The sequence below is a fragment of the Buttiauxella gaviniae genome (assembly GCF_040786275.1).
GTDB classification, from domain to species: domain Bacteria; phylum Pseudomonadota; class Gammaproteobacteria; order Enterobacterales; family Enterobacteriaceae; genus Buttiauxella; species Buttiauxella gaviniae_A.
The window spans coordinates 2672577-2685258 of sequence record NZ_JBFMVT010000002.1; the positions used below are offsets into that span (position 1 = coordinate 2672577).

The 12682-nt window shown below is 50.5% G+C and carries 13 protein-coding genes; 9 read left to right on the forward strand and 4 right to left on the reverse strand.

The annotated features are described in order from the left end of the window. The first annotated feature begins 58 nt into the window (after positions 1 to 58). From murC to lpxC, 6 genes are all read left to right on the forward strand, one after another. Positions 59 to 1534, forward strand: coding sequence for a UDP-N-acetylmuramate--L-alanine ligase (gene murC / locus AB1E22_RS13055; RefSeq protein WP_367595684.1), 1476 nt, complete (start codon positions 59 to 61; stop codon positions 1532 to 1534). Then, entirely contained in the window at positions 1527 to 2447 is a 921-nt protein-coding gene (locus tag AB1E22_RS13060; RefSeq protein ID WP_367595685.1) for a D-alanine--D-alanine ligase, read from the forward strand. Before murC ends, AB1E22_RS13060 begins: the two co-directional genes overlap by 8 nt. 1 nt (position 2448) lies before the next feature. Beyond that, positions 2449 to 3282, forward strand: a complete 834-nt coding sequence (gene ftsQ / locus AB1E22_RS13065) for a cell division protein FtsQ (RefSeq protein ID WP_367595687.1) — start codon at positions 2449 to 2451, stop codon at positions 3280 to 3282. A 2-nt stretch (positions 3283 to 3284) separates the two neighbouring features. Further along, entirely contained in the window at positions 3285 to 4541 is a 1257-nt protein-coding gene (gene ftsA / locus AB1E22_RS13070) for a cell division protein FtsA (protein WP_367595688.1), read from the forward strand. Positions 4542 to 4604: 63 nt separating this feature from the next. Next, complete coding sequence (gene ftsZ / locus AB1E22_RS13075; RefSeq protein WP_034460939.1) at positions 4605 to 5756, forward strand: cell division protein FtsZ; 1152 nt, start codon at positions 4605 to 4607, stop codon at positions 5754 to 5756. 100 nt (positions 5757 to 5856) lie between these two features. Continuing rightward, positions 5857 to 6774: a UDP-3-O-acyl-N-acetylglucosamine deacetylase gene (gene lpxC / locus AB1E22_RS13080; RefSeq protein ID WP_367595689.1), complete on the forward strand. Its 918-nt coding sequence runs from the start codon at positions 5857 to 5859 to the stop codon at positions 6772 to 6774. 8 nt (positions 6775 to 6782) lie between these two features. Here lpxC and AB1E22_RS13085 read toward each other — a convergent pair whose 3' ends face one another. Continuing rightward, positions 6783 to 7301 (reverse strand): DUF721 domain-containing protein, encoded by a 519-nt coding sequence (locus AB1E22_RS13085; RefSeq protein ID WP_367595690.1) that lies wholly within the window; start codon positions 7299 to 7301, stop codon positions 6783 to 6785. A 22-nt stretch (positions 7302 to 7323) separates the two neighbouring features. Between AB1E22_RS13085 and secM the strand changes: the two genes are divergently transcribed. The 3 genes from secM to mutT all read left to right on the forward strand — a co-directional run bounded on the left by secM (position 7324) and on the right by mutT (position 11057). Beyond that, complete coding sequence (secM, locus tag AB1E22_RS13090) at positions 7324 to 7830, forward strand: secA translation cis-regulator SecM (protein ID WP_367595691.1); 507 nt, start codon at positions 7324 to 7326, stop codon at positions 7828 to 7830. 67 nt (positions 7831 to 7897) lie between these two features. Further along, a complete protein-coding gene (gene secA, locus AB1E22_RS13095) occupies positions 7898 to 10603 on the forward strand; it encodes a preprotein translocase subunit SecA (RefSeq protein WP_367595692.1) in 2706 nt (901 codons plus the stop codon). Positions 10604 to 10667: 64 nt separating this feature from the next. After that, positions 10668 to 11057, forward strand: coding sequence for an 8-oxo-dGTP diphosphatase MutT (gene mutT / locus AB1E22_RS13100; RefSeq protein WP_367595693.1), 390 nt, complete (start codon positions 10668 to 10670; stop codon positions 11055 to 11057). Here mutT and yacG read toward each other — a convergent pair. Genes yacG through coaE form a run of 3 tightly spaced genes read right to left on the reverse strand, consistent with a single transcriptional unit; the run spans position 11054 to position 12624 of the window. Further along, on the reverse strand, positions 11054 to 11251 hold the full coding sequence (yacG, locus tag AB1E22_RS13105) for a DNA gyrase inhibitor YacG (protein WP_183272781.1): 198 nt from the start codon (positions 11249 to 11251) through the stop codon (positions 11054 to 11056). The genes mutT and yacG overlap by 4 nt on opposite strands. Positions 11252 to 11260: 9 nt before the next feature. Further along, the gene (zapD, locus tag AB1E22_RS13110; RefSeq protein ID WP_367595694.1) at positions 11261 to 12004 is read right to left on the reverse strand and encodes a cell division protein ZapD; all 744 of its coding nucleotides are present in this window, start codon (positions 12002 to 12004) and stop codon (positions 11261 to 11263) included. Beyond that, positions 12004 to 12624, reverse strand: coding sequence for a dephospho-CoA kinase (gene coaE / locus AB1E22_RS13115; protein ID WP_367595695.1), 621 nt, complete (start codon positions 12622 to 12624; stop codon positions 12004 to 12006). Before coaE ends, zapD begins: the two co-directional genes overlap by 1 nt. Positions 12625 to 12682: the final 58 nt, after the last annotated feature.

Below are 12682 nucleotides of genomic sequence, written 5' to 3' on the forward strand. Positions count from 1 at the left end.
GTGGCTGTGTTGCCCATGCATATTTGAAGTAATGGCGTTTGACGCCGCAGGTTAGAGAATGAATACACAACAACTGGCGAAACTGCGTTCTATCGTGCCCGAGATGCGTCGCGTCCGGCACATTCACTTTGTTGGCATCGGCGGCGCCGGTATGGGCGGTATTGCCGAAGTTTTAGCTAACGAAGGTTACCAGATCAGTGGGTCTGATCTGGCTCCGAACCCGGTCACGCAACAGTTGTCGGCGCTGGGCGCCACGATTTATTTCAACCATCGTCCGGAAAACGTACTTGATGCAAGCGTCGTCGTGGTTTCTACCGCGATCTCTATGGATAACCCGGAAATTGTTGCCGCTCACGAAGCGCGTATTCCGGTTATTCGCCGTGCGGAAATGCTTGCTGAGCTGATGCGTTTCCGTCATGGCATCGCGATTGCCGGGACGCATGGCAAAACAACGACCACGGCGATGGTTTCCAGCATTTATGCCGAAGCGGGTCTTGATCCGACTTTTGTTAACGGCGGTCTGGTTAAAGCCGCAGGCACGCATGCGCGTTTGGGGCACAGCCGTTACCTGATTGCTGAAGCTGATGAGAGTGACGCGTCATTCCTACACCTCCAGCCGATGGTGTCCGTGGTGACAAATATCGAAGCTGACCATATGGATACCTACCAGGGCGACTTCGAAAATTTAAAGCAGACGTTCATTAACTTCCTGCACAACTTACCGTTTTATGGCCTGGCCGTAATGTGTGTGGACGATCCGGTTATCCGTGAGTTGCTGCCGCGCGTAGGTCGCAAAATTACTACTTATGGCTTTAGCGAAGACGCAGATGTGCGCGTCGAAAACTATCAGCAGAAAGGTCCGCAAGGGCATTTCACCATTGTTCGTCAGGACAAACCTGCTTTGCATGTCACGCTGAATGCACCGGGTCGCCACAATGCGTTAAACGCAGCGGCAGCGGTATCTGTTGCGACAGAAGAAGGCATTGATGACGCTGATATTTTGCGTGCGCTGGAAAGCTTCCAGGGAACAGGGCGTCGCTTTGATTTCCTGGGCGAGTACTCACTCGCGCCGGTAAATGGAAAAGAAGGCAGCGCCATGCTGGTGGATGACTACGGTCACCATCCGACTGAGGTTGATGCCACTATTAAAGCTGCGCGTGCAGGTTGGCCAGATAAAAATTTGGTCATGATTTTCCAGCCGCACCGTTTCACGCGAACTCGTGATTTATATGATGATTTCGCTAATGTATTGTCGCAGGTCGATTCATTGTTGATGCTGGACGTATATTCTGCTGGCGAAGCGGCGATTCCAGGGGCTGATAGCCGCTCACTGTGCCGTACCATTCGCGGTCGTGGAAAGGTTGACCCTATTCTGGTCCCTGATGCGAGCCAAATTGCGGATATTTTAGCGCCAGTGTTGACGGGAAATGACCTCATCCTGGTGCAGGGCGCAGGGAATGTAGGCAAAGTTGCCAGAACCCTGGCTGAATTTAAGTTGCAGTCCAACACTAAGGAAGGAGACCACCATGGCTGATAAAATTGCGGTCCTGCTGGGCGGAACTTCTGCTGAACGTGAGGTGTCACTGCAATCTGGTGCTGCGGTGATCGCAGGCCTCAGGGAAGCGGGCATTGATGCGCATGAAGTCGACCCGAAAAATACGCCAGTGACTGAACTGAAAGCTCAGGGTTTTGACAAAGTATTTATTGCCCTACACGGTCGCGGTGGTGAAGACGGGACTCTGCAAGGTTTGCTGGATTTCCTGAAATTGCCTTACACCGGCAGTGGCGTGATGGCATCGGCTATCTCCATGGATAAGTTGCGCACTAAATTGCTGTGGCAGGGAGCCGGTTTACCTGTCGCACCATGGGTGGCGTTAACGCGCCGTGACGTTGAGGCGGGTATCTCCGCAACCACGGTGGAACGCATCGCAAGCTTAGGTTTGCCGGTTATCGTTAAGCCAAGCCGTGAAGGCTCAAGCGTTGGTATGTCGAAGGTTGATAACGTTGCAGCGCTGCCTGCCGCGCTTGAACTGGCCTTCGAACATGACGAAGAAGTACTGATCGAGAAATGGTTAAGTGGTCCTGAGTACACTGTTGCGATGCTAGGTAAAGAAATATTACCGTCAATTCGCATACAACCCGCCGGAATTTTCTATGATTATGAGGCGAAGTATCTCTCTGATGAAACAGAGTATTTCTGTCCGAGCGGTTTAGTTGAGCAGCGCGAGCAGGAATTGCAGGCGTTAGTGCTTAAGGCCTGGCAAATATTAGGCTGCAGTGGTTGGGGACGCGTTGACGTCATGTTGGATAGCGACGGGCAGTTTTATCTACTGGAAGTTAATACTTCCCCAGGTATGACCAGCCACAGCCTGGTGCCAATGGCGGCTCGTCAGGCCGGGATGACATTTTCTCAACTGGTAGTGCGTATTCTGGAGTTGGCAGACTGATATGTCGCAAGCAGCTCTGAATACGCGTAATCGCCAGGAAGAAGAAGAAACCAGTTCTCGTCGCAGTAACGGTGGGCGACTGGCCGGGATAATTTTCCTGAGCGCGGTGCTGTTTACGGTATTTATCGGCGGCTGGATTGTGGTCGGTTGGATGGAAGATGCACAGCGTCTGCCGCTATCTAAGTTAGTGGTGACAGGTGAACGTCATTACACCCGTAACGATGATATTCGCCAGTCAATTCTGGCACTTGGGCCACCAGGCACCTTTATGACCCAAGATGTGAATATCATCCAGCAGCAAATTGAACGTCTGCCCTGGATTAAACAGGCGAGTGTCAGAAAGCAGTGGCCTGACGAATTGAAGATTCATCTGGTTGAATATGTACCCATCGCGCGCTGGAATGATCAGCATATGATTGATGCGCAAGGAAATTCGTTTAGCGTTCCAGCAGAGCGTGCTGCAAAGCAGACTTTACCTATGTTATCTGGGCCAGAAGGCAGTGAAGGTGAAGTATTGCAGGGCTATCGCGCAATGGGCGATGTGCTGGCAAAGGATAAATTTACGTTGAAAGAAGCGGCTATGACCGCTCGTCGTTCCTGGCAATTAACGTTGAATAACGGCATTAAGCTTAACTTGGGTCGGGGCGATACGATGAAACGCTTGAGTCGCTTTGTAGAACTGTACCCCGTTCTGCAACAGCAAGAACAGGCCGACAATAAAATGATTAGCTATGTCGACCTGCGTTATGACTCAGGCGCGGCAGTGGGGTGGAAACCTGCTCCCGTAGAGGAACCTAATCCTAATCAGCAACAGAATCAGGCACAGGCAGAATAACAATGATCAAGGCGACGGACAGAAAACTGGTAGTAGGACTGGAGATCGGTACCGCAAAGGTTGCCGCTTTAGTAGGGGAAGTTCTGCCTGACGGTATGGTCAATATTATTGGCGTGGGCAGTTGCCCATCGCGTGGTATGGACAAAGGTGGCGTAAACGATCTCGAGTCAGTCGTGAAATGCGTTCAGCGCGCGATTGACCAGGCCGAATTGATGGCTGATTGCCAGATCTCTTCGGTCTACCTTGCGCTGTCAGGTAAGCATATTAGCTGTCAAAACGAGATTGGCATGGTGCCAATTTCTGAAGAAGAAGTGACGCAGGAAGACGTCGAGAACGTTGTTCATACCGCGAAATCAGTACGCGTACGTGACGAACATCGTGTTTTGCACGTTATCCCGCAAGAATATGCAATTGACTACCAGGAAGGCATCAAAAATCCTGTAGGTTTATCGGGTGTGCGCATGCAGGCTAAGGTGCACTTGATTACTTGCCACAACGATATGGCTAAAAACATCGTCAAAGCAGTTGAACGATGTGGCCTCAAAGTTGACCAACTGATCTTTGCAGGGCTTGCGGCAAGCTACGCAGTGTTGACCGAAGATGAGCGTGAATTAGGGGTCTGCGTGGTTGATGTTGGTGGTGGTACTATGGATATCGCGGTTTACACTGGCGGCGCGCTGCGCCACACCAAAGTTATCCCTTATGCAGGGAACGTGGTGACCAGTGATATCGCCTATGCCTTCGGCACACCGCCAAGTGACGCAGAAGCTATTAAAGTGCGTCACGGTTGTGCGTTGGGTTCGATTGTTGGTAAAGACGAAAACGTTGAGGTGCCAAGCGTAGGTGGACGTCCGCCACGCAGCCTGCAGCGCCAGACACTCGCTGAAGTTATCGAGCCGCGTTATACCGAACTGTTGAACCTGGTAAACGAAGAGATTTTGCAGTTACAAGAGCAACTTCGCCAGCAGGGTGTGAAGCACCACCTTGCGGCGGGGATTGTACTAACGGGCGGGGCGGCGCAAATCGAAGGGCTGGCAGCCTGTGCGCAACGCGTGTTCCATACGCAAGTGCGTATCGGGCAACCGTTAAATATTACTGGCCTGACTGATTATGCCCAGGAGTCTTATTACTCCACCGCAGTCGGGCTGCTGCACTACGGGAAGGAAACGCATCTCAGTGGTGAAGCAGAAGTGGAAAAACGAACCTCTGTCGGCTCATGGATTAAGCGATTCAATAGCTGGCTGAGAAAAGAGTTTTAATTTTTATAAGAGACCAGACAAAATTAGCGGTCTCAGGCGACAGGCACAAAACGGAGAGAAACTATGTTTGAACCTATGGAACTGACCAACGACGCGGTGATTAAAGTCATCGGCGTCGGTGGCGGCGGCGGTAATGCCGTTGAACACATGGTGCGCGAGCGCATCGAAGGCGTTGAATTCTTTGCAGTGAATACCGACGCTCAGGCGTTGCGTAAAACTGCTGTAGGCCAGACTATCCAGATTGGTAATGGTATTACCAAAGGTCTGGGTGCTGGGGCTAACCCTGAAGTGGGGCGTACCGCTGCGGAAGAAGACCGCGATGCGTTACGTGCGGCCCTTGAAGGCGCAGACATGGTATTTATCGCCGCGGGTATGGGTGGCGGTACAGGTACAGGTGCAGCACCCGTCGTTGCAGAAGTTGCAAAAGATCTGGGTATTCTGACCGTCGCTGTTGTGACTAAGCCTTTCAACTTCGAAGGCAAGAAGCGCATGGCATTTGCGGAGCAGGGTATTGCCGAACTGTCTAAGCATGTTGACTCGCTGATCACTATCCCTAACGACAAACTGTTGAAAGTGCTGGGCCGTGGTATTTCTTTGTTGGACGCTTTTGGCGCGGCAAACGATGTACTGAAAGGCGCAGTACAGGGTATCGCAGAGCTGATTACCCGTCCGGGTCTGATGAACGTCGACTTCGCTGACGTACGCACCGTAATGTCCGAAATGGGTTATGCCATGATGGGCTCTGGTGTGGCAAGTGGTGAAGACCGTGCAGAAGAAGCAGCAGAAATGGCGATCTCCAGCCCACTGTTGGAAGATATCGATCTGTCTGGCGCACGTGGCGTTCTGGTTAACATCACCGCTGGCTTTGATCTCCGTCTGGATGAGTTCGAAACCGTCGGTAACACCATTCGTGCGTTCGCATCTGATAACGCTACTGTCGTTATCGGTACTTCTCTGGATCCAGAGATGAACGACGAACTGCGTGTGACCGTTGTTGCAACCGGTATTGGCATGGACAAACGTCCAGAAATTACCCTGGTGACCAACAAGCAAACTCAGCAGCCAGTTATGGATCGTTACCAGCAGCACGGCATGGCTCCGCTTCAGCAAGAGCAAAAACCGGCCGCTAAAGTTGTGAATGACAATACGCCACAAACAACGAAAGAGCCTGATTATCTGGATATTCCAGCATTTTTGCGTAAGCAAGCTGATTAAGAATAAACCGGAAGTTGGGGATATTCGCTCTTTGTGCTAAACTGGTCCACCGATTGTGATATACACTTCGGTTGGATAGGTAATTTGGCGAGATTATACGATGATCAAACAAAGGACACTTAAACGTATCGTTCAGGCGACTGGCGTCGGTTTACATACCGGCAAGAAAGTCACACTGACGCTACGCCCTGCGCCGGCAAATACCGGGGTCATCTATCGTCGCACCGACTTGAATCCTCCGGTAGATTTTCCGGCAGATGCCAAATCTGTGCGTGATACCATGCTCTGTACTTGCCTGGTGAACGAGCACGATGTGCGGATTTCTACCGTTGAGCATTTAAACGCCGCCCTTGCGGGATTAGGTATTGATAACATTATTGTTGAAGTCAATGCCCCTGAAATCCCAATCATGGACGGTAGCGCAGCGCCGTTCGTCTACCTGCTGCTTGATGCCGGCATTGACGAATTAAACTGTGCGAAGAAATTTGTGCGCGTCAAAGAAACAGTTCGCGTCGAAGACGGCGATAAATGGGCTGAATTTAAGCCGTACAATGGTTTCTCGTTGGATTTCACCATCGACTTTAACCATCCGGCGATCGATTCTAGCACCCAACGCTACAGCATGAACTTCTCTGCTGACGCGTTTATGCGCCAGATTAGTCGTGCTCGTACCTTCGGTTTTATGCGTGATATCGAATATCTGCAGTCCCGTGGTTTGTGCCTGGGCGGCAGCTTCGATTGTGCCATCGTTGTTGACGATTATCGCGTACTGAACGAAGACGGTCTGCGTTTTGAAGATGAATTCGTTCGTCACAAAATGCTCGACGCGATTGGCGACTTGTTCATGTGCGGCCATAACATTATCGGCGCGTTTACCGCCTATAAATCAGGTCATGCACTGAATAACAAATTGCTTCAAGCGGTTCTGGCGAAGCAGGAAGCCTGGGAATGGGCAACCTTCCAGGACGACGCAGAACTTCCGCTCGCGTTCAAAGCACCGAAAATGGTTCTGGCGTAACACCAGAACTATTTATTGCGACTGGTTTCATTGGTACTCTCTCCGGCCAATGACGCCAGTCGTTCTATTATTGCCTTTAATTTTTCTGGGCTCCGTGCAGCCACCATTCTTAATGCTTCAGCGCTTTGCTGGCTCAACACTCTGTTGACCCCTTCACTTTTACTTTTCCCTGTTTGAATGCTGCTTTCTTGTACTGAATCTTGGCCAATTGCTGCCAGTGAAGGATTAATCCTGATGTCGATTGATGTCAATGATGGTAATATTTGTGCTCGCAATGCACTCAGTAGCGTGGCTTGTTCATAGCGTAAACGCATCAGCCAGCTCGCATTTGCAGTTTCAAGTACGAGAATGCCTTGTCGGAAATTTGCTACCCGGCACCAGGGATGCAGTTGAGCGGATAATATTCCTTTCACTGCCCTGTTAAGCCTCAGTAGTGCAGTTGCGCGCTGTTGCACGTTTTGCAGCACGCTTTCGGCTCCAGCATCATCGAACAAATGATCTAAAGATTGTGGGCGACTATCACGCATACATAATGCTCCGGCGGATAAAGTGATTGGTATTCTAAATCGTTGGCGACAGTTTGGCAGACGTTATTTCTGGCCGCATCTCCTGTTGGGGATGGTTGCGGCGAGTTTTGGCATGCCTGCGCTCAGCCAAAATACCGACTCAACCGCCCCTGCGGAAACCTCCGCCAGCAGTCACGATTATCTCAATAAGGTCAGCTTCAATAGTCTGGCATTATTGCAGGAAAGTAACCGCCGACCATCATTTAGTGTCGATTACTGGCATCAGCATGCAATTCGTACAGTAATTCGTCACCTCTCTTTTGCCATGGCTCCTCAAACGTTGCCAGCTGCACAAGAGAGCTTGCCACTCCAGGCCCATAAACTCGCTTTACTGGATACGCTTACCGCGCTTCTTACCCAGGAAAGTAAACCCCCTGTTATCGTGCGCCATATCGCGCTCTGGCAATCTCCAGCCGTCGAGGCTTTTAGCCCTGCTATCTGGGTTAGCCAGGTTCACGGTATCCGCGCCGGTCCGCAACGCCTCAGCTAAAACCATTTCCTTTAATTATAACGTTATTATTAGCTCTGCCCTTACGGTAGGCGTTTGAGAATTTATTATGCTAATCAAATTATTAACTAAAGTTTTCGGTAGCCGTAACGACCGCACCCTGCGTCGTATGCGTAAAGTTGTAAGCCTTATCAACAGCATGGAGCCGGAAATTGAAAAACTTTCCGATGATGAATTAAAAGCAAAAACTGACGAGTTCCGTGCGCGTCTTGCTAAAGGCGAAGTGTTGGAAAACCTGATTCCAGAAGCGTTCGCCGTGGTTCGCGAAGCGAGTAAGCGTGTATTTGGTATGCGCCATTTCGACGTACAGCTGCTCGGCGGTATGGTCCTGAACGACCGTTGTATTGCAGAGATGCGTACCGGTGAAGGGAAAACGCTGACTGCAACTTTGCCTGCGTATTTGAACGCCTTGAGCGGCCGCGGTGTTCACGTTGTTACCGTGAACGACTACCTGGCCCAGCGTGATGCGGAAAACAACCGTCCGTTATTCGAATACCTGGGTTTAAGCGTAGGTATCAACTTGCCTAACATGCCAGCGCCTGCGAAACGTGAAGCTTACGCGGCTGACATCACCTACGGCACCAACAATGAATACGGCTTTGACTACCTGCGTGACAACATGGCATTTAGCCCGGAAGAACGCGTGCAGCGTAAACTTCACTACGCGTTGGTGGATGAGGTTGACTCAATTCTTATCGATGAAGCGCGTACGCCGCTTATCATCTCCGGCCCGGCTGAAGACAGCTCTGAGCTGTACAAAAAAGTAAACAAAATCATCCCAAGCCTGATTCGTCAGGAAAAAGAAGATTCTGACACCTTCCAAGGCGAAGGCCACTTCTCCGTTGATGAGAAATCTCGTCAGGTAAACATTACCGAGCGCGGTCTGGTACTGGTTGAAGAACTTCTGGTCCGTGAAGGTATCATGGAAGAAGGCGAGTCTCTGTACTCTCCAACCAACATTATGCTGATGCACCATGTGACGGCTGCGCTGCGCGCGCATGTGCTGTTCACCCGTGACGTTGACTACATCGTGAAAGATGGCGAAGTTATCATTGTGGATGAACACACCGGCCGTACCATGCAAGGTCGCCGCTGGTCTGATGGCCTGCACCAGGCTGTTGAAGCCAAAGAAGGCGTCGACATTCAAAACGAAAACCAAACTCTGGCATCCATCACCTTCCAGAACTACTTCCGCCTGTACGAAAAACTGGCCGGTATGACGGGTACTGCGGATACCGAGGCGTTTGAATTCAGCTCAATCTATAAGCTCGATACCATCGTTGTGCCGACTAACCGTCCAATGATTCGTAAAGACATGCCTGATTTGGTCTACATGACCGAACTGGACAAGATCGGCGCGATTATTGAAGACATTAAAGAGCGTACAACCAATGGCCAGCCGGTGCTGGTGGGGACCATTTCCATCGAGAAATCCGAAGTGGTTTCTGCGGAATTGACCAAAGCGGGTATCAAGCACAACGTTCTGAACGCCAAGTTCCACGCTAACGAAGCAGGGATTGTTGCGCAGGCGGGCTATCCTGCTGCTGTAACCATTGCAACAAACATGGCGGGTCGTGGTACGGATATCGTATTGGGCGGTAGCTGGCAGGCTGAAGTAGCCGAGCTTGAAGACCCAACCCCTGAGCAAATTGCGCAGATTAAAGCTGACTGGCAAGTTCGCCATGACGCGGTTCTGGCGTCTGGCGGCCTGCACATTATCGGTACCGAGCGTCACGAATCTCGCCGTATCGATAACCAGCTACGCGGTCGTTCTGGTCGTCAGGGTGATGCGGGTTCATCTCGTTTCTACCTCTCTATGGAAGACTCCCTGATGCGTATTTTCGCATCGGATCGCGTTTCAGGCATGATGCGTAAGCTGGGTATGAAACCTGGGGAGGCCATTGAGCACCCATGGGTGACCAAAGCCATTGCTAACGCGCAGCGTAAAGTTGAAAGCCGTAACTTTGATATTCGTAAACAGCTTCTTGAATATGATGATGTGGCGAACGACCAACGTCGTGCGATCTACAGCCAGCGTAATGAACTGCTGGATGTGAGCGACGTTAGCGAAACCATCAACAGCATCCGCGAAGATGTCTTTAAAGTGACTATCGACGCGCACATTCCACCGCAGTCGCTGGAAGAAATGTGGGATGTAGAAGGCCTGGAAGAACGTCTGAAAAATGACTTCGACCTTGAGCTGCCAATTAAAGAGTGGCTGGATAAAGAACCTGAACTGCACGAAGAAACACTGCGTGAGCGCATTCTGCAAAACGCGGTTGAAGTGTATAAGCGTAAGGAAGAAGTGGTTGGCGTTGAAATGATGCGTCATTTCGAAAAAGGCGTCATGCTGCAGACTCTGGATTCACTCTGGAAAGAGCACCTGGCAGCGATGGATTATCTGCGTCAGGGTATCCACTTACGTGGTTACGCGCAGAAAGATCCTAAGCAAGAATATAAGCGCGAATCTTTCGCGATGTTTGCCTCTATGCTTGAAGCTCTGAAATATGAAGTGATCAGCACGCTCAGCAAAGTGCAGGTTCGTATGCCTGAAGAAGTCGAAGCCATGGAACAGCAGCGTCGTGAAGAGGCCGAGCGCCTGGCACAAATGCAACAGCTAAGCCACCAGGATGACGATACTTTAGCGGCGGAAGCACTGGCTGCAGAAACGGGTGAGCGCAAAGTGGGTCGTAACGATCCGTGCCCATGCGGTTCTGGCAAAAAATACAAACAGTGTCATGGCCGTTTGAGCTAAGAACATCATTATCGATAAAGGCGCAGCTTGCTGCGCCTTTTTTCTGTGGAGTACCTGCACAAAAATGAAACAGTTAGAGATCGCCGTTGGCATTATTCGCAATCAGCAGGGTGAGATTTTTATCACTCAACGGGCGGCAGATGCCCATATGGCAAATAAACTTGAATTTCCCGGTGGGAAAATTGAAGTTGGCGAAACGCCGGAGCAAGCATTAGTTCGTGAACTGCAAGAAGAGACGGGCATTACCCCAACTACGTTTTCGTTATTTCATCAGTTAGCTTATGAGTTCCCGGACAGGCACGTGACGCTGTGGTTCTTTATGGTAGAAAAATGGGAAGGCGAACCGTGGGGTAAAGAGGGGCAGCCGGGTCAATGGGTTGCACAAAATTCGCTGGTGGCTGCAGATTTTCCACCAGCAAATGAACCCGTTATCAGCAAATTACAGCAGCGTTAACGCAGATCTTCTTCACTCCAGTCGTCGCTTTCAGATAAATCGCCGCTGCTAGGAATACGTTTTTCCTCGGCGGCCCATTCACCTAAATCAATCAACTGGCAACGCTTGCTGCAAAATGGGCGGTAGGGACTGGTTTCATTCCAGATAACAACTTTACCGCAGCCGGGGCAGTTTACTTTGGTTGGTTCAGACACGTTAACTCCTTAGCAGCACGCCAGTTCAAAATCGAGACGCTCTGGAATGATTCCATTTTCGCTATCAAGCGGCAGGAAGCGAATCGCAAAACGGCTTTTATGGCCAGAAACCTGCGGATACAGCTGAGAGGAAAGATCTAACTGCAAACGCAGTAAATCGGCATCATCGCCGTTATCCTGATAAAAACCGTTGAGACTGGTTTGCTTACGGAACGGCGCAGAATTACGAATGATCTCCAGTAGCAGATCCAATGCCTGTTTCAGAGGCTGCAACGTCGCAAGCCAGGTATTAATTTGCGCGTCACGCTGTGCTTGTGGGGAATATAGCCAGATATGCAGCGTCGGCAAATCAAAGCTACAACATCCTCCAGGAATACTCAGACGCTGGCGAACCAATGCGATCAGGCGATCTTCTCGCAGCGCTTGCCCCAGTCGTGGAGCGGCCATTAAGACACTGCCGCGCTCTTTAAGCTGGCTGCGTAGAGAATCAATCAACTGCATATCTACGCCCGGAACTTCAGACCAGTTCAATAATTTACGCTGCTGGCGTTCCAGTTCTTTTAGAATATCAGTGCGAATCTCGCCGCGTTCAAAGACATCAAGCAGGTCACCCACATTGCGGAAAAAATGAAGGGCTTTGGAGGTTTCATCTACCGGTAACGAACTTTCGAGTTGTTGAATTAAAAACTCGATACGCAACCAGGTACGCATTTTTTCATTCAGTGGGTGCTCAAAGAGGATCTGGGTACTCATTATTCAATTTCCTGCTGTGCGGCCTGGGACGCCAGATCCAGATACTGGCGGTGCAGGCGGTCAACATGTGCAGCCACCTGTTCGGCGCCACCATCATTATTAATTACATCGTCGGCTGCGCTCAAACGCGCCTCGCGTGTCGCCTGTGCGGCAAGGATTTGTTGCACATGTTCGCGACTGACTTTATCTCGCGCAATAGTACGTGCGATTTGCACCTCTGGCGAGACATCAACGACCAACACGCGATCGGCCTTTTGTTGCAGGTTATTCTCAATTAACAATGGAACAACCCACAAAACGTAAGGGGAAAGAGCTTGATTAATTTCGGTTTGGGTTCGCTGATGAATCAATGGGTGTAACAGCGCATTGAGCCATTGCTTCTCCGCAGGGGAAGAAAAAATTTTTTCGCGCAGAACCCGGCGATTAAGCGTGCCGTCCTGAAGAAGTATTTCATTACCAAAATGTTCTGTAATAGTGCTCAGTGCGGGCTGACCTGGCTCAACAACCTGACGAGCAATGACGTCAGCGTCTACAACGGTAATACCTAATCGGGAAAAGCTATCGGCGACAGTACTTTTGCCACTGCCAATACCACCCGTTAATGCCACCGTATAAACCATAAAAGCCAGACCTTAAATCGACGTTTCTTCAAGGAGATAGAAAACTTATTTGTACCTG